The sequence below is a fragment of the Cutibacterium sp. LaCa_89 genome (assembly GCF_058177555.1).
The window spans coordinates 2,140,046-2,156,602 of record NZ_CP190889.1; the positions used below are offsets into that span (position 1 = coordinate 2,140,046).

At 64.7% G+C, this 16,557-nt stretch carries 15 protein-coding genes; 10 read left to right on the forward strand and 5 right to left on the reverse strand.

Going from position 1 to position 16,557, the window contains the following annotated elements:
• Window positions 1-131 precede the first annotated feature (131 nt).
• Window positions 132-1,319 (forward strand): isochorismate synthase, encoded by a 1,188-nt coding sequence (locus ACP8LP_RS09855; RefSeq protein ID WP_004809132.1) that lies wholly within the window; start codon window positions 132-134, stop codon window positions 1,317-1,319.
• 25 nt (window positions 1,320-1,344) lie between these two features.
• On the opposite strand, the gene ACP8LP_RS09860 is transcribed toward ACP8LP_RS09855, so the two are convergent.
• Both ACP8LP_RS09860 and ccmA read right to left on the reverse strand, forming a co-directional pair.
• Window positions 1,345-3,078 (reverse strand): DUF6297 family protein, encoded by a 1,734-nt coding sequence (locus tag ACP8LP_RS09860; protein WP_063279318.1) that lies wholly within the window; start codon window positions 3,076-3,078, stop codon window positions 1,345-1,347.
• Complete coding sequence (gene ccmA, locus ACP8LP_RS09865) at window positions 3,075-3,728, reverse strand: heme ABC exporter ATP-binding protein CcmA (protein ID WP_171023514.1); 654 nt, start codon at window positions 3,726-3,728, stop codon at window positions 3,075-3,077. Before ccmA ends, ACP8LP_RS09860 begins: the two co-directional genes overlap by 4 nt.
• On the opposite strand from ccmA, the gene ACP8LP_RS09870 reads away from it, so the two are divergent.
• The 3 genes from ACP8LP_RS09870 to ACP8LP_RS09880 all read left to right on the forward strand — a co-directional run bounded on the left by ACP8LP_RS09870 (window position 3,718) and on the right by ACP8LP_RS09880 (window position 8,177).
• Window positions 3,718-4,497, forward strand: a complete 780-nt coding sequence (locus tag ACP8LP_RS09870; protein ID WP_051128948.1) for a demethylmenaquinone methyltransferase — start codon at window positions 3,718-3,720, stop codon at window positions 4,495-4,497. The genes ccmA and ACP8LP_RS09870 overlap by 11 nt on opposite strands.
• 1 nt (window position 4,498) lies before the next feature.
• Entirely contained in the window at window positions 4,499-6,280 is a 1,782-nt protein-coding gene (locus tag ACP8LP_RS09875) for a TM0106 family RecB-like putative nuclease (RefSeq protein WP_484483128.1), read from the forward strand.
• A gap of 109 nt (window positions 6,281-6,389) precedes the next feature.
• Complete coding sequence (locus tag ACP8LP_RS09880) at window positions 6,390-8,177, forward strand: ABC transporter ATP-binding protein (protein WP_484483129.1); 1,788 nt, start codon at window positions 6,390-6,392, stop codon at window positions 8,175-8,177.
• A gap of 1 nt (window position 8,178) precedes the next feature.
• Here ACP8LP_RS09880 and ACP8LP_RS09885 read toward each other — a convergent pair whose 3' ends face one another.
• On the reverse strand, window positions 8,179-9,054 hold the full coding sequence (locus ACP8LP_RS09885) for a 1,4-dihydroxy-2-naphthoate polyprenyltransferase (RefSeq protein ID WP_021107900.1): 876 nt from the start codon (window positions 9,052-9,054) through the stop codon (window positions 8,179-8,181).
• A gap of 203 nt (window positions 9,055-9,257) precedes the next feature.
• Here ACP8LP_RS09885 and ACP8LP_RS09890 point away from each other — a divergent pair, with 203 nt between their 5' ends.
• The 4 genes from ACP8LP_RS09890 to dhaM all read left to right on the forward strand — a co-directional run bounded on the left by ACP8LP_RS09890 (window position 9,258) and on the right by dhaM (window position 12,697).
• The gene (locus tag ACP8LP_RS09890) at window positions 9,258-10,535 is read left to right on the forward strand and encodes an MFS transporter (protein ID WP_036976256.1); all 1,278 of its coding nucleotides are present in this window, start codon (window positions 9,258-9,260) and stop codon (window positions 10,533-10,535) included.
• 91 nt (window positions 10,536-10,626) lie between these two features.
• Complete coding sequence (gene dhaK / locus ACP8LP_RS09895) at window positions 10,627-11,628, forward strand: dihydroxyacetone kinase subunit DhaK (RefSeq protein WP_016666161.1); 1,002 nt, start codon at window positions 10,627-10,629, stop codon at window positions 11,626-11,628.
• The gene (gene dhaL / locus ACP8LP_RS09900; RefSeq protein WP_004809144.1) at window positions 11,616-12,269 is read left to right on the forward strand and encodes a dihydroxyacetone kinase subunit DhaL; all 654 of its coding nucleotides are present in this window, start codon (window positions 11,616-11,618) and stop codon (window positions 12,267-12,269) included. The genes dhaK and dhaL overlap by 13 nt, the downstream gene beginning before the upstream one ends.
• Entirely contained in the window at window positions 12,266-12,697 is a 432-nt protein-coding gene (gene dhaM, locus ACP8LP_RS09905) for a dihydroxyacetone kinase phosphoryl donor subunit DhaM (RefSeq protein ID WP_004809145.1), read from the forward strand. The genes dhaL and dhaM overlap by 4 nt, the downstream gene beginning before the upstream one ends.
• A 124-nt stretch (window positions 12,698-12,821) precedes the next feature.
• On the opposite strand, the gene ACP8LP_RS09910 is transcribed toward dhaM, so the two are convergent.
• Window positions 12,822-13,280, reverse strand: a complete 459-nt coding sequence (locus ACP8LP_RS09910) for a deoxycytidylate deaminase (RefSeq protein WP_063279320.1) — start codon at window positions 13,278-13,280, stop codon at window positions 12,822-12,824.
• 96 nt (window positions 13,281-13,376) lie between these two features.
• Window positions 13,377-14,312, reverse strand: a complete 936-nt coding sequence (locus tag ACP8LP_RS09915; protein WP_021107903.1) for a cation diffusion facilitator family transporter — start codon at window positions 14,310-14,312, stop codon at window positions 13,377-13,379.
• Between the two features lie 136 nt (window positions 14,313-14,448).
• Between ACP8LP_RS09915 and ACP8LP_RS09920 the strand changes: the two genes are divergently transcribed.
• The gene (locus tag ACP8LP_RS09920; RefSeq protein ID WP_016666163.1) at window positions 14,449-15,414 is read left to right on the forward strand and encodes a lactate/malate family dehydrogenase; all 966 of its coding nucleotides are present in this window, start codon (window positions 14,449-14,451) and stop codon (window positions 15,412-15,414) included.
• Window positions 15,415-15,547: 133 nt separating this feature from the next.
• Window positions 15,548-16,513 carry an L-lactate dehydrogenase gene (locus ACP8LP_RS09925; protein ID WP_004809149.1) on the forward strand — a complete coding sequence of 322 codons (966 nt, stop codon included), beginning with the start codon at window positions 15,548-15,550 and terminating at the stop codon, window positions 16,511-16,513.
• The last annotated feature ends 44 nt before the right edge of the window (window positions 16,514-16,557 follow it).

Consider the following 16,557-nt stretch of genomic DNA (forward strand, 5'->3'; position numbering starts at 1 on the left):
ACCCGCCGTGGACAGCGCCTACCACACAGCACGCGCTCGGTTATCCTGCGAAGGTGATCCTCAATCCAGGTTCCACGCGTCTACGCGCCCGCACCGTCTCGATTCCGGACCCCGGCCCACTCGAGAACTACATGACGCCCAACGACTCGGTGTGTTTCCTGCACCGCAATTACGGCATGGTCGGCCTGGGAGAGATCACCCGGTTCGAGACCGACTCCCCCACTGCCGCCGACGTCTGGTGGGAGGCTCTCTGTGACGATCTCGAGCACGAGACCGAGATGCCAGGAGCCGAGGCGACCGGCCCCGTCGCCTTCGGATCCTTCGCCTTCGATCCCGACCGCTCGTCATCACGCTCGGTCATGATCCTGCCCAAAACAATCATCGGCCGTTGGCCTGACTACTCCTGGTTGACCCAACTGTCCTGGGGATCGGTTAACGATGATCCACCTCGTCAGCAAACCGTGCCGCACTCCCCCGGCACCATGACGATGCCAGACGGCGTCGTCACCGCGGAGAGCTGGCGTCGCATCGCCCGGCAGGTCCAGGACATCATGAGCCCTGACGACCTCGAGCAAATCGTTCTCATGCGTGACGTCGAGGCCCACGCGGCCTCACCCATTGATCCTCGATGGATCGTCGAGACCCTCCGCCGTCAGTTCCCCAACTCGTACACCTACCTCGTCGAGGGATCAGTCGGCTCCACCTCGAAGCTCACCGTCGGCTTCAGCAAGTCCCTGGTGAGTTCCCGGGTGCTGACCCACTCCCCTGCCACCGACAAGAATCACGAGGCCCTTCTCTCCGCCCTGCAGAACGAGGGACCGCTGGCCGCTCATCACGCCGAGATCGTCACGCGCACCTGCGAGCGCCTGGAACAGTTCTGTGACACCCTCCACATCCCCGACTGTCCGGGAGCGGTGTTCACCGAGGCGTCCAACTACCTCGTCACCGACGTCACCGGCGTCCACTCCCCCGGTCAGGGATCCTGCCTGGCCCTCGTCGATGCCCTGTGCCCACCGGCATTCGTCACTGGCCTGCCGCCGCACCGCGCGAAGTGCGTCCTCGCCGAGGTCGAGCACGTCGATCGTGGCCGTGTCTCCGGACCGACCGGATGGGTCGACTCCTTGGGTAATGGCCAATGGGTGACCGATTGTCGGGGCGGTCAGATCGACGGCACCGACCCGTCCTTGGTCCACATCTTCTCCGGGCACCCCATCGGGCATGACGACGACACCGAGATCCTGTCATCCGAGGCCGAGCACCGCCTCAACATCCTGCGAGACATCTTCCCCATCGGGGCGGACAGCCCCACGGAATCCTGAGGGTGGGAGGGCGTCTCCATGGTTCTCAACGACGCTTGCGCTCGATGACCTTCTTCTCGACCTTGTCACCACGGGCCTCCTCGCGAGCCTCGGCCAGCTGACGCTGCGATTCCTCACGCATCTCCGCCAGATCCTGCTGGTTCATACCTCCCATGCGGAGGAATCCGAACACGACGACGGCAATGAACACCGACACCCACGGCGACCATCCGAGCACCACCGGAATGGTGATGAGGGCAACCATGTCGAAACCACGGATGAGGTTGAACATCAGCCCCGGTGGCATGGCACCGGCCTGGGTGGCAACCATCGGCGAGGAGTAGTCAGCCGGCTTCGCACTCACCCAGCGGATGGCACCCGCCAGACCGGCAGCAGCCGTCACCAAGCCGTCCATGATGGCCTGATCCCATGGCCGCGACGTCGTCGAACCGACACCGTGGAAGGCCGGGATGACCGCGATCGCCCAGATGACAGCAGCGACCGCAGGCACCACTGACGCAGCTGAGATGACCTGACTCGTCGTGAAGGGCAGGCAGCGCACCAGACCCTTGCTTCGTGTCAGCACGCGCAGGCTGGTGAAGAAGGGAACCAGGGCCGCGACGAGCACCAGAGCCGAGACCGGGACCGTCAACGCCCCGAAACCGAGGGCCGACACCGCGTAGGGCACCACGGCCGTCACGACGAGGGTGAACAACGGCTTGGGGAAACGCATGAGACGTTGCACATCGCGCCACACCAGGGAGCTGAGTCCCTCACCACGTCCACGGGTGGGTCGGACCTGACCACGCTCGATGGCCTCGCGCTCCTGAAGGATGTCGCGAATGAGGGCGAAGTCAAGGGCGAAGGCAGCACCCTGCATGCCCGATGCCAGAGAGCCGCCGGCCATGAGACGAGCCCGTCGGATCCGATTGAGACGCATCCGGGCGATGACGTAGGAGACGATCAGGAGCACCGCTCCGCCCCCGGCCACCGCCCAGGCAGATACGAGGTTGGCGTCACTGGACATCGGTACTGCGTACCAGCCCGACGCCGTCGAGATGACTCCCAACAGGACGGCCAGACCAGCCAAACCAGCTAGGGCCTCGACGACCTTGACCGGCCAGGTGCGCTCGGCTCCTTGCTCGGCGGCCGAGAAGGAGACGACACCAGCCGCTCCGAGCGCCGTCGCGAGGGTCCAGGCGATGACGGCTTTTCCGGACCCACCGGTGAGGGCTGCCACCAGGGCCCCCAGGACGGCACCGCCGATGACCGAAACGAGCACCGCCGCACGCAGGCGCTTGGCCAGGAACCGCGCCCGGCTGATCGGCGCGTCCATGAGCCAGAAGCCCTCGGCTGCCGAGGCGAGCACCGGGCCGAACACTCGGGCAGCAGCCAGAGCGAAGGCCAGGACACCGGACAGTGCAGCCCACGGCAGCAGGCCACGAGCGGTCTGACACCCCGTCGAGGTGCAGCCGGATGCCTGGCCCTGGGCCTGCACGATGAGGCTGATGATCATCGCGAGCACGACGACCAGGGAGAAGACGAGCACATAGGCATCGCCGATGGCCTGCCAGATGTTGCGTGTCGTCCGGCCCTTGCGCCAGTCGCCCATGAGGAGGGAGAGCTGACGTTCATCGGCCTGGCCTGCGAAGAACTCGTCGGGACGATGGGTGATGACCAACTCCGGATCGGGGGCGGCCACCGCCTCCGCCATCACGGCCTGCTCCGGCCGCGGATTCCTGGGACGGGGCTTGGAATGCTTGCTGTTGCGCCGACTCATCCGCGCGGGCCTCCCAGCTCGACGATGCGAGCGCCGAGGGTCTGGACGAGAGCTGGCTCGTGGCTGGCCATGATGATCGCCAGACCGTGGTTCATCTCCTCGCGCAGCCTCTTGCCGAGCCAGGCAACCCCCTCGACGTCCAGCCGGGCCTCCGGCTCGTCGAGAACGAGGAGCTTGCGCGGACGCACCAGGGCCGTAGCCAGGCCGAGACGACGTCGTTGGCCGGACGACAGGGTGCCGGGCAGCTGGCCGGACTGCGGAACGAGCTGCACCTCCTCGAGCACCTCGTCGACGAGGGCGTCGGCGTCAACGAGCCCGTGAGCGCGGGCGAGCAGATCAAGGTGCTCGACCACCGACAGATCAGGGAAGAAGTCCAGGTCATCGATGACCGTGGCAACGTTGCGACGAAACTCGGGGTTCGTCTCGGACACCTTTTTGCCGAGCACCTCGATCGTTCCCGAGCTGGGACGATCCGCCCCCACCAGCATTCTCAACACCGTCGACTTGCCAGCGCCGTTGCGGCCGGTGAGTGCGACGGCCTCGCCCTCACGGACGGTGAGGGACAGGTGATCAACGATGGTTCGGTCGCCATAAGACTTCGAAATGTCCTTGGCCACGAGGACGGTGGAGCGAGATGCCATGCTGGCCATTCTCCCGCACCGTCGAGGCCGACCCCAAACCGTGTGGAAGACTGGGCGCGTGTTGACGACCCGAGCCACCCTTGACAAGCACCACGCCGATGTCGCTTCAATGTTTGACGGGGTGGCAAAGCGCTATGACCTCATGAACCAGATCATGACGATGGGGGCGGTCGACACCTGGCGCGACCTCGTCGTCGATGCGGTGGAACCTGAGCCGGGCCAGGTCATCCTCGACCTGGCCGCCGGAACCGGCACCTCCTCAGCCACGTTCGCCGCCCGCGGAGCACAGGTCTACCCCACCGACATCTCCACCGGAATGCTCGTCGTCGGCAAGCAGCGCCAGCCCCATCTGCACTTCGTCGCCGGGGACGCCACCTGCCTGCCCTACGCCGACAACTCCTTCGACGCCGTGACGATCTCCTACGGTCTGCGCAACGTCGAGGACCCACAAAAGGCACTGCGCGAGATGCTGCGCGTCACCAAGCCTGGCGGCCGGGTCGTCATCTGCGAGTTCTCCTACCCCACCTGGGCACCGTTCCGCCACGTCTACACCAAGTACCTGCTGGCGGCGATCCCGGCCATGGCCAAGCTGGCCTCCTCGAACCGGGATGCCTATGACTACCTGGCCGAGTCGATCCTCGCCTGGCCCGACCAGCCTCATCTGGCAGACATGATGGCCGAGGCCGGCTGGCAGGCCATTGCGTGGCGCAATGTCTGTGGCGGCGTCGTCGCCTTGCATCGTGGTTGGAAGGGCAGTGACGAGAAGGAGATGGCCTGAGGTGAAAGGTCCCTCCTCCCCGATCCTCCTCGACGCCTGGGCAGCTCGCAGCTGCCCGGTCAAGACCCAGAACGCCTATGACCCCACCCTGTCAGAACCGGTCGGCGATCCGCGTGACGACGAGCTCTTCGCAGGGGCGGAGGCCCACCTGACGGTCATCTGTGACGCCCTGGCAGCCGTCACGGACGCCGTCGATCTGCGCTCGGTCACCTTGAGCGTGGCCGGTCGCCGGGTCGCCACTCGCAGGGCTATGGACGCCGGCGCACCCGTCATCGTCTGCCCTGAGTTGCCGTCGTCCCCGCAGGAACACCGCACCGGCTCCCCCGACACCTTGGTGCTGGCCGGCAAGCGTGCCGACGGCGGGCCTGGATACTTGCCGGTCATCGTCAAGGACCACCTGGTGCTGGAGAGCCACCACACCCTGGCGGAATTCACCTGGGTGTCCCCCCTGAATGATCCGGATCCTCGCCACGCGCGGATGTCACTGGACCAGACCTTCCGCGCGGGCCGGGAACGCGCCCTCATCCAGGCCGCCCATCACTGGAGGCTCCTCGAGGACCTGGGTCTGGTCGCCACCCCTGACGAGTGCCCCAGCCATCGACGTCTCGTGGGGCTGGTCGGCCACGACGAGGTTGGGATCCTCGACGACAACTTGGCCGTCTCCTGGCTCGATCTCGACCACAAATTCATTCGCACCTTCTCGCGCTCGGCCGCCTCAGGATGGCGTCGCCGCAGCGTGCTGGACCGATACGACCACGAGCACACCTTCCGAGTGTCGGTGGCCGAGCACGTCATCGCCGGCGGCGAGCCGATGGTCGCCCCGATCGTCGTGCGTGAGTGCGAGTCCTGTCAGTGGTGGGCCATCTGTGAGCCACGTCTCGACGATGCCGATCTCTCCCTGCACATCTCCAAGGCTCCCCTGGACGTCCGGGAGATCTCGACCCTGCGTCGTCTCGGGGTTTCCACCGTCGACGACCTGGCCGACGCCGACCTGGACGAGCTGCTGCCGGTCTACCTGCCTGAGGTTCAACACCGTCCCCGACCCGAACAACGGCTCCGGGCGGCCGCCCGTCGCGCGCGCCTCATCCGTCAGGGAGTCCTGCTGGAGCGCAACGATGAGGGACCCATCGAGGTAGCCTCGTCCCGACTGGAACTCGATTTCGACATCGAGACCTCTCCGGATGGTCGGGTCTATCTGTGGGGTTTCGAGGTCAGTGATCCTGAACGCCTGCTCGACTCGACGACCGGCGACGTGCCCTATTACGTCGCCTTCAGCGAGTTCGCTGACATGGGTGACGACGACGAGAACGCACTGGCTGCCCGCGCCATCGCCTGGCTCGACGAGATCGTCTCGGCCCACCCGGAGACGATCGTGGTCCACTACTCCGACTACGAGATCGTCCATCTGCGTCATTTCGGCCACGTCTGCCAGAACGTGGAGACTCGTCAAGCGGTACGTCGGCTGCTGGACTCCGGCTGTTTCGTCGACCTCTTCACCACCATCAAGGCGCACTTCTTCGGGGTCAACGGGATTGGTCTGAAGGTCGTTGCCAACGCCGGCGCCGGGTTTTCCTGGCGTGACCCGGACCCGGGCGGCCTCAACTCCCAGACCTGGTGGGACCTCGCCGTCCATGACCCCGATCCGCAGGTCCGCGAGTCCTCCAGAACCCGAGTCATGGAATACAACGAGGACGACGTGAAGGCCACCCTCGCTGTTCGCCGTTGGCTTGCCGAAGGCCCTCCGGGTAATCCTGGGCCGCCTGGTCACGACGTTTCGCCGTGACGGGTGTCGCTATCGGCATGAGGCCAGGCAAAGATGATCCTGGCATGGCAAAGGTATACGGTTTTGTTGACACGTCCCTGACGATCCCTATCCGCTCATCTGGAGACCCATGCGTTCCTTGACACGAATCCTTCGATTCACCTCGCAGCTGTGGAAGTTCTACCTCGGGGTCGTCATCTCGGCTATCATCGTCGCAATCACTCAGCTGGCCGTACCCTTCATCATCGCCCGGGCCACCGACCTCGCCGTGGCAGGCGTGCGTGGCAACGACCACCACATCCGCGACATCATGCTTCTCGCGGTGGTCATCCTCGTCCTCGACGTCGTCAACTCCCTGCTCACCAACGTCAACGGCTGGCTGGGCGACATCATGAGCGCCAAGATGCGCCAGATCCTGTCGACCCGGTACTTCAGCAAGCTGCTGGAGCTGCCGCAGTCCTGGTTCGACGAGGAGCTCACCGGATCGATCACCTCCAAGCTCACCCGATCGATCACCAATGTCACCGACTTCGCCAAGGCCTTCTCGAACAACTTCTTCACCCTGCTGCTGACGACGGGCGCCGTCCTCGTCATCTCAGCGGTCTACTACTGGCCGTTGGCCGTGCTGTTGGCGATCGTCTTCCCGATATACGTCTGGTTGACGGCCCTGACGTCACGCAACTGGCAGACCCACCAGGACGTCATCAACCACCACATCGACACCGCCGGCGGGCGGTTCCAAGAGGTCGTCTCCCAGATTCGCGTCGTCAAGTCCTACGTCACCGAGGCCAGCGAGCAGAAACAATTCAACAACCACTACGACGCCACCGTCGACGCCACCCGCCAGCAGTCCAACCACTGGCACCTCATGGACACCGTGCGGAGGGTGGTCCTCAACGTCATCTTCTTCGGTATCTACGCCATCATCTTCGTCCGAACAGCCAAGGGATACTTCGGCGTCGGGGACATGATCCTGCTCATCCAGCTCATGACGATGGCTCGCCAGCCGGTGCAGATGATGAGCTACATCATCGACGTCGCCCAGCGCGCCGTGGCCGGGTCCAAGGACTACTTCTCCGTCATGGAGACCCGACCGGCCCACGTACCGCAGACCGCCACGACGACCATCCGCGAGCCCGAGCCGGGCGTCCCGATGATCTCCTTCAACGACACCGTCTTCAGCTACGACGGCACCAATCGGGTCATCGACCATGTCACCTTCGACGTCAGTCTCGGCGAGAAGGTGGCACTTGTGGGCGAATCCGGGGGCGGGAAATCCACCCTGGTGAACCTGCTGCTCGGCCTCTACCCGGTCACCGAGGGCACCATCATGGTGGCCGGCAACGACATCTCCCAGGTGACCCCGGATGCCTTGCGACGCCGTATCGGAGTGGTCTTCCAGGATCCGGCACTGTTCTCCGGATCGATCCGGGAGAACATCGCCTACGGCACCGAGGCCACCGACGCGCAGATCCGCGACGCTGCTCACCGCGCCTACGCCGACCGCTTCATCAAGCGGTTCTCCCAGCAGTACGACACCCTCGTCGGGGAGCGCGGTATCAAGCTCTCCGGTGGCCAGAAGCAGCGCATCTCGATTGCCAGGGCCCTGCTCAAGGACGCCCCGATCCTCGTTCTCGACGAGGCCACCTCAGCCCTGGACACCAAGTCCGAGCGGTGGGTGCAGGCCGGTCTGGAATCCCTCATGGCCGACCGCACCAGCCTCATCATCGCCCACCGCCTCTCGACGATCTCCAGCGTCGACCGGATCGTCACCCTGGACGCCGGTCGCGTCGACGAGATCGGCACCCCGGCCGAGCTGGCCGCCTCCGGAGGTATCTACGCCGAGTTGTTGGCCCTACAGGCATCCAGCTCGAAGGCCGACCGCAAGAGGCTGGAGCGATTCGGCATCAAACTGTAAGTCAGATAAGCGCCCCGACGAACAGTCCGATCGAGCACACCAACTCGGCCAGCCCGGTGTTCTTGAGGACCGGCACCAGGGCCATTCCGGTGGCCTTGGTGACCATGGCCTTCACCGGGGAGACGAGCAAGACGATCATGAGCAGGCCCAGCAGGACCCACCAGGTCGTCAGGGCCGCGACGACGATGACGCCGACGCCGGCCAGGAACACCAAAGCGAGGTAGCAGACGCGGGTCCCCTGGTGCCCCAGTTTGGTGGCCAGGGTGTGCTTGCCACTAGTCCGGTCACCGTCGATGTCGCGCAGATTGTTGGCCACCAGTACCGCGCACGCCAGGAAACCAATGAGGCTGGCCGTCACCCACCCCGCGGCACCAACGTGATCGGTCTGGACGTACACCGTGCCGCCGACGGCCACCAATCCGAAGAAGACGAAGACGAAGACCTCCCCCAGCCCGGCATATCCGTAGGGGTGAGATCCTCCGGTGTAGAACCAGGCCGCAAGGATGCACGCCAAGCCCAGGATGAGAAACCACCAGTGTCCGGTGCTGATGGTGATGACCAGACCGGCCACCGCCGAGACACCGAAACACCGGAAGGCTGCTGCCTTGACGTGGGAGGGCTCGGCCACCCCGGAACCGACCAGCCGCAGCGGACCGACACGATCCTCACCGTCGGAGCCGCGAATGCCGTCGGAATAGTCATTGGCGAAGTTCACCCCGATGACCAGCCCCAGGGCCACCACCAGGCACAGCGTCGCCAGCCCCCAGCGCGCACCGCCGTCGGCGATGGCAATCGCGGTTCCAGCGAGCACCGGTGCGATCGCAGTGGGAAGGGTGCGCGGACGAGCCCCCTCGAGCCATTCGGCTGTTGTGGCCATAGACAAACTCCTGGGATAGACGGTGAAGACGTGAAATTCACGTCATGACGGTGCTGACCCGCAGATCTTCCCGGGACATGCACCATGGGCGACCATATCGCCGCTGCACATTCAGCCCCGCATCAGCAGAAGCTACGGAAGCGGTACATAATCTCTCTTACCCCACAATCCCATCGAGTTTGGCAGGAGTCCCCGTGAGAACCATGTTCGCCAGCCTGACGGTTCCGAACTATCGGATCTACTTCTCGGGCACCCTCATGACGAACATGGGACAGTGGATGGCCCGTACCGCCCAGTCATGGCTGGTGCTCATCATCCTCACCCACGGCAACGCGGCCATGCTGGGCTGGGTGATGGCGGTGAACTTCGCCCCCATCCTCCTCATCACCCCCTGGGCCGGGGCCCTGGCTGACCGGATGTCCAAGCGCCGCATCATGGTGACCGCCCAGATCGTCATGGCCATCGACGCCGCGATCCTGTCCACCCTCGTGCTCACCGGGGCGGTGCAGCTGTGGATGGTCTTCGTCATCTCGGCCATGGACGGCATCGCCGGCGCGTTCTACAGCCCTGCCACCCAGGCCTTTGTCTCCGAGCTCGTCCCGCTGAAGAACCTGCCCAACGCCGTGAGCCTTAACTCGGCCTCCTTCAACGGAGCCCGCCTGTTCGGACCTGGCCTCGGCGGTCTGCTCATCGCCACCGTGGGAGTCGGCTGGGTGATGGCCATCAACGTCCTCTGCTTCATCGGGTTCATCACAACCCTGTTGCTCATCAACGCTGACCGTCTTCACACGTCCCCACCATCGTCCGAGAAGGCACGAGTGCGAGACGGCGTCCGGTACGTCAAGCGACGCCCCGACCTCGTCATCCTGCTGGCGATCGGGTTCATGATGGGAACCTTCGGTTTCAACTTCAACATCTCCGATGCGGTCATGGCGACTCAGGCCTTCGGCAAGGGATCTGGTGAGTACGGTCTGCTCGGTTCCCTCATGGGTATCGGCTCGATGGCCGCCGCACTGGGAGCGGCTCGACGCAAGCCGCGGCTGCGCTGGGTCGAGCTGGCCCTGCTCGTCTACAGCGTCAGCATGGGTCTGTCCGCCCTGGCCCCGAGTTACGGCATCTTCGCCGTGCTCAAGATCTTCGTCGGCTGGGGAGCCATCTCGACCCTCATCACCGCCAACGCCATGGTGCAGACCTCGGTCACCCCGCAGATGCGCGGACGTGTCATGAGCCTGTGGGCCACCCTGGTGATGGGCGGCACCCCGTTCGTCTCCCCCATCGTCGGATGGATCGGCAACGCCATCGGCCCGCGCTCCACCGTCGCATGGGGAGCCATCAGCCTGGGCATCACGTTCGTCGTCATCACCGCCGTCATCATGCACAACGACAAGATCCGGGTGGTCTTCGATCCCTCCAAGAGGGCCCCCTGGCTGCGTCAGGTACGTGGCACGGTGACGATCGACTACGTCCAGCAGACGAAGTGAGCCGTTCAGTGGTGCGACCACAGGTGAACACAGTCCACCTTTCCCTAGAGCCCCCTCTGGAAATTCAGGGCCAAGATGGTTCACTGGTCTCATGAAGAAACTCATCAACGCTGTTGAGGACGTCGTCGTTGATTCCCTGCGCGGCGTGGCAGCCGCCCACCCCGATTCCCTGAAGGTCGATCTCGAACACCGCATCGTGCTACGCGCCGACGGCCCGGTCAGCGGGAAGGTTGGCCTGGTCTCCGGTGGCGGATCCGGCCACGAACCGCTGCACTCCGGCTACGTCGGTCGCGGAATGCTCGACGCCGCCTGCTGCGGCGAGGTGTTCACCTCCCCCGTTCCCGACCAGATCACCGAGGCCACCAAGGCCGTTGACGGTGGTGCCGGGGTGCTCCACATCGTCAAGAACTACACCGGTGACGTCATGAACTTCGACATGGCTGCCGAGCTGGCCTCGATGGAGGTCGGCACCCGCGTCGAGTCCGTCGTCATCGCCGACGACGTCGCCGTGCAGGACTCCCTGTACACCGCCGGTCGTCGTGGCGTGGGCCTAACGGTCCTGGCCGAGAAGATTCTCGGTGCCGCTGCCGAGGAGAAACGCGATCTCGACGCTCTGCTCGAGCTCGCCAAGCACATCAATGACGGTGGCCGCTCCTTCGGCGTCGCCCTCACCTCCTGCACCGTGCCGGCAGCCGGCAAGCCCACCTTCGACCTCGGTGACGACGAGATGGAGTCCGGCGTCGGTATCCATGGCGAGCCCGGTCGCGAGACCGTCAAGCTGGGGACGGCCACCGAGGTCGCTGCCCAGATCGTCGAGCCCATCCTGGCAGACCGTGACTTCACCGGAGCTCCCGTCATCGCCATGCTCAACGGCATGGGTGGAACCCCGCTCATCGAGCAGTACTTGGTGTGGGGAGAGATCGCCAAGATCCTGGAGGGCAAGGGTGTCAAGGTTGCCCGCACCTTGGTCGGCAACCACATCACGAGCCTGGAGATGGCAGGATGTTCCTTGACCTTGCTCTCCGCTGACGACGATCTCCTGACGCTGTGGGATGCCCCGGTGGAGACTCCTGGACTTCGATGGGGATGCTGATGCCTGAAATTTCTGCCGCGACCGTTTCCGAGTGGCTCAAGGACTACTCGGAGGTCATCTCGGAGCACGCGAATGAGCTCACTGACCTGGATCGCCAGATCGGTGACGCCGACCACGGTTCGAACATGGCCCGCGGAATGACCGCAGTTGCCGCCCTTGACCCGAATTCCTTCGCCTCTGCCGCCGAGTTGCTCAAGAAGGCGGGGATGACGCTGGTGAGCACCGTTGGTGGTGCTTCCGGCCCGCTGTACGGCACCTTCTTCCTGCGTCTGTCGACGGTCATCAAGACTGACGGCGAGCCCACTGCTCAGCTGCTTGCCGATGCCCTCGATGCCGGCCTGGCCGGCATCGTGGCTCGCGGTAAGGCTGAGGTCGGCGACAAGACCTTGGTTGATGCGCTGTCCCCCGCCGTTGATGCCGTCAAGAAGGTCGCCGCCGACGGTGGTTCTGCCGCCGAGGCCCTTGCCAAGGCGGCGGAAGCCGCCAATGAGGGCCGCGATGCGACCATCGAGATGGTGGCTCGTCGAGGCAGGGCCTCCTATCTTGGAGAACGAAGTAGGGGACACCAGGACCCAGGAGCCACCTCAATGGCCATGCTCGTGGGGTCCGCCGCACGCTGCCTGTCAGGAGCTGAATCATGAGTGAATCGAACCAGGGCGTTGGAATCGTCATCGTCTCCCACAGCCGACCGCTGGGACGTGCTGCGGCCGATCTTGCATCCCAGATGCTGCCCGGTCCGGATACTCCGCCCATCGAGGTTGCCGCCGGTCTCGACGACACCACCTTGGGCACCGACGCGGCTGCTGTGAGCGCCGCCATCGAGAAGATTGGTAGTTGCGACGGGATCCTCGTACTGGTGGATCTGGGATCGGCGATTTTGTCGGCCGAGATGGCCCTGGAATTCCTCGATCCCGAGATCGCCAGCAAGGTGAAGATCTCCACCGCCCCGCTGGTCGAGGGGGCTGTCGTCGCGGCCGTCATGGCGTCGACGGGGGCCGAGTTGGAGGTCGTCGCCGCCGAGGCGGAGAAGGCCTTGGAGCCGAAGATCTCCCAGATCTCCAACGACTGAGTCCGTTCTCAGGGCAACGGTGGTGTCCGGTTCATCCGGGCACCACCGTCTCGCATTTCTTGAGAGCTTTTCGATTCTGGAGAGCACAACGCCCTGGCGGGGGGCCAGCGCGGCCACGACGCCGTCACAGCTCCCAGTTGACGAGCCCGTCCTGGTCGAGCTCACCGTCCGGCCACACCGCCCTCACCACGCCCGCAGCCGCGAGCGCCTTTCGACATCCCGGGCATGGCTTGTCGGTGACATAGGCCGTCGCCCCGGCGGTGTCGCGGGTGGCGAAGAGCAGTGCATTGACCTCGGCATGGATGGCGATGCAGAACCCCGGGGAACCGGGAACGTCGTAGTCGGAGAAGGCGGGCACCTCCCCGTACCCCAGCCGGCCGCGCGGGCAGGCTCCCTCCAGACAGTCCGGACGACCGGGAGCGGCACCGTTGTAGCCCGTGGCGATGATGCGGTGTTCGTGGACGAGAAGGGCGCCAACACGACGACGGATGCACTTGGCCCGGGCCGCGACGGCCTCAGCTATGCCCAGGAAGTACTCGTCCCAATCAGGCACCGTCACGACCTCGCCGTTGACCTCAGCCATCTCGGACTCCTCTCATTCGTCCGTCGTTCCACGTCTACCAGACGCTTCTCCGGTGAACCACCATGACCGACCCTAGTCATGACCGGCCCCATGGAATCAGACGTCCATATCCTCATAGGAGCGGGGGTCCTCGATCGGTTCCAGATGGCCGCTGACCCGCATCTCAGGCCACTCATCGAGGATTTCGTCAATGAGGTCCTCCATGGCGTCATGACCCTGCTTGACCGTCCAGGATCCCGGCACGAGCATGTGGAACTCGAGGAAACGCCGGTAGCCGGCCTCCCGGGTACGCACCGCGTGGAACTTGACGTGGTCGTTGGAGTGGGCGTCCAGGAAGTCCCGAATTGCCTCGTTGTCCTCCTTGGGCAGGGAGACGTCAAGCAAGGCCGTACCGGACTGGCCGACGAGCTTGGCCCCGGTGACGAGGATGTTCACGCCGACTGCGAAGGCGACGATCGGGTCAAGCCGCTGCCAGCCGGTCAGCCAGACCAGACCAACTCCTACCAGGACCCCGACCGAGGTCCACACGTCGGTCAGCATGTGTTTTCCGTCGGCGATGAGGGTCATGGATCGACGCTGCCGACCATTCTTGAGCAGCACCCACGCGACCAACCCGTTGACGACCGAGGCCAGCACCGAGACCAGCAGACCGATACCGACGTCCTCGATGGGCCGGGGATGGATGAACCGCTGCACGGCGGTGTACATGATGACCGCAGCCGCGATGAAGATCATCATCCCCTCGGCACCGGCGGAGAAGTACTCAGCCTTAGAGTGCCCGAAGGGATGGTTCTTGTCCGGCGGACGGATCGACACCTTGAGGGCGACCAGGGCGATGATCGCAGCAACGAGGTTGACGAGGGATTCCGCAGCGTCCGAGAGGAGCCCGACCGACCCGGTGATACGCCAGGCGAGGGTCTTCAGCAGGATCGTCACAGCGGCCGCAGCGATCGACAGCCATGCGAAGCGGCTGAGATCGTCTGGCGGCCGATGCCGCGGCGGTGCCTCGGAGATGTCGGGAATTGTCGTCACTCAGACATTCTCCCAGCCCATCCTGTGTTCTTCCTGTGTTCTTCGCAAGGAACGGGCATTGGCGAGACACCGCATCAATGAATCGTTCGAGGTGCATCATGGATGGACATAACGAGGACGATCGAAGGGGTTCGCAATGTCCATCAAGCCACACAAGTTGGGGATCATTGGCGTCGGCCGCGTCGGGGAAGCGGTGCTCTTCGACGCCATGGCAAGTGGGCTGTTCGGTCGCATCGTCCTCATCGACATCAAAGAGGGACTGCCTGAAGGCCAAGCTCTCGACCAGCACCACGCCACCGCAGTCCCCAACATGCCCAACACAACGGTGATTGCCGGCGACCACGACGACCTGACGGACGCCGACGTCATCGTCATCGCAGCTGGACCGTCCATCGATCCGTCCAAGGGTCCTGCCACCGGCGCCGATCGCCGCGAGCTGGCCGCCACGAATGGCCGGATCATCCGCGAGATCATGACCGAGATCACCAAGCGCAACCACGACGTCGCGGTCATCATCTGCTCCAACCCGCTGGACGCCAACGTTCACATCGCCAGCACCGAGTTCGACCACCCGCAGGGGCTCGTCATGGGCACCGGCACCCTCCTGGACTCGGCGCGGATGTGCCGTCTCATCGCAGACCACGTCGGTGTGAACCCGGAATTCGTGCGCGGTTACATGATCGGCGAGCACGGACCTTCGGGATTCCCGCTCGTCAGCGGGGTCAATGTCGGTGGCGTGAGCTTCGACGACCTGCCGCAGGTCTTCGGCGTCACTCCGCTGGATCCCGACGACATCGCCACCCGCACCAACAATGCCGGAACCGACGTATTCAACCTCAAGGGCTGGACGAATGCCGGAGTCGGGCAGGCCGCGATGACGATCGCGCAAGCCATCGTACGTGACGAGCGGTCCCTTTACCCGGTCTGCACCACCCTGCACGGCCAGTACGGCCACGACGGCGACGTCTCCATGAGCACCCCGTGCATCATCGGAGCCCACGGCGTCGAGCAGATCATCGAGGTGCCCCTCAGCGAATGGGAGCAGGAACATCTGGCGACGACTGTCAAGGCCATTCAGGACACCGTGGCCATTGCGTCCTGACGCCGGTGGAGCACCACACAGGGACCACTGTGGTCACCGCAACGAGCCAGGCCGTCACGAGATTGATACCTCCCGGGTGAATGATGGGAGCCTTGGTGCGTATTGCACTTCGCGACGACTTCAGGAGGTATCCATGCCCATCAAGCCACACAAGCTCGGGATCATCGGGGTCGGCCGGGTCGGTGACGCCGTGCTCTCCGACGCCATGATGAGCGGCCTCTTCGGTGAGATCTGCGTCATCGACGTCAACGAGGACATGGCTGCCGGGCAGGCTCTCGACCAGCACCACGCCACCGCGCTCCCGAATGTCACCAATGTTGACGTCCATGCCGGCGGCTACGACGACCTGGCCGACGCGGACGTCATCATCATCACCGCCGGCCCTTCCATCACTGCCGGAAAGGGCGGTGCCACCAGCGCCGCGCGCCGCGAGCTGGCCGCCACCAACGGCAAGATCATCCGCGCCACCATGGCGGAGATCACCCGCCGCAACCACGACGCGGCCATCATCATCTGCTCCAACCCGCTGGACGCCGTGGTCCACATCGCCAGCACCGAGTTCGACCATCCCCGGGGCCTCGTGCTGGGTACCGGGACGATCCTCGACTCGGCCCGCATGTGTCGGGTCGTCGCCGACCACCTCGGGGTCGATCCTGACTACGTGCGCGGTTACATGATCGGCGAGCACGGACCTTCGGGCTTCCCGATGTTCTCCGGGGTCAACGTCGGTGGTGTCGGTTTCGACGGCCTGGCGGAGCTCTTCGACTCCGACCCAATGGACCGTGACGAGCTCACCGAACGCATCAACGACGCCGGAACCGACGTATTCAACCTCAAGGGTTGGACGAGCGCCGGCATCGGTCAGTCGGCACTGACAATCGCCCGGTCCATCCTCCTCGACGAGCACGCCGTCTACCCGGTCTGCACCACCCTGCACGGTCAGTACGGCCACGACGGCGACGTCTCCATGAGCGTGCCCTGCGTCATCGGTGTCAAGGGTGTCGAGAGAATCCTCGAGGTACCGCTGGACGACTGGGAACAGGAGCATCTGAACGCCACGATCACAGCCATTCAGGAGACCATCGCAGCCGCCTCCTAAGGGTGACCGTTCGTGCCGTGAATATTGGCTGCGGCCCATAGGAT

Excerpts from the sequence above, each read along its gene's own strand:
- ccmA (WP_171023514.1), bottom strand. The coding sequence starts at position 3,728 with ATGGCCAGCATGGCATCTCGCTCCACCGTCCTCGTGGCCAAGGACATT.
- dhaL (WP_004809144.1), top strand. The coding sequence starts at position 11,616 with ATGGGGATGCTGATGCCTGAAATTTCTGCCGCGACCGTTTCCGAGTGG.
- dhaM (WP_004809145.1), top strand. The coding sequence starts at position 12,266 with ATGAGTGAATCGAACCAGGGCGTTGGAATCGTCATCGTCTCCCACAGC.
- ACP8LP_RS09855 (WP_004809132.1), top strand. The coding sequence starts at position 132 with ATGACGCCCAACGACTCGGTGTGTTTCCTGCACCGCAATTACGGCATG.
- ACP8LP_RS09860 (WP_063279318.1), bottom strand. The coding sequence starts at position 3,078 with ATGAGTCGGCGCAACAGCAAGCATTCCAAGCCCCGTCCCAGGAATCCG.
- ACP8LP_RS09925 (WP_004809149.1), top strand. The coding sequence starts at position 15,548 with ATGCCCATCAAGCCACACAAGCTCGGGATCATCGGGGTCGGCCGGGTC.
- dhaK (WP_016666161.1), top strand. The coding sequence starts at position 10,627 with ATGAAGAAACTCATCAACGCTGTTGAGGACGTCGTCGTTGATTCCCTG.
- ACP8LP_RS09880 (WP_484483129.1), top strand. The coding sequence starts at position 6,390 with ATGCGTTCCTTGACACGAATCCTTCGATTCACCTCGCAGCTGTGGAAG.
- ACP8LP_RS09910 (WP_063279320.1), bottom strand. The coding sequence starts at position 13,280 with ATGGCTGAGGTCAACGGCGAGGTCGTGACGGTGCCTGATTGGGACGAG.
- ACP8LP_RS09870 (WP_051128948.1), top strand. The coding sequence starts at position 3,718 with ATGCTGGCCATTCTCCCGCACCGTCGAGGCCGACCCCAAACCGTGTGG.
- ACP8LP_RS09890 (WP_036976256.1), top strand. The coding sequence starts at position 9,258 with ATGTTCGCCAGCCTGACGGTTCCGAACTATCGGATCTACTTCTCGGGC.
- ACP8LP_RS09920 (WP_016666163.1), top strand. The coding sequence starts at position 14,449 with ATGTCCATCAAGCCACACAAGTTGGGGATCATTGGCGTCGGCCGCGTC.
- ACP8LP_RS09885 (WP_021107900.1), bottom strand. The coding sequence starts at position 9,054 with ATGGCCACAACAGCCGAATGGCTCGAGGGGGCTCGTCCGCGCACCCTT.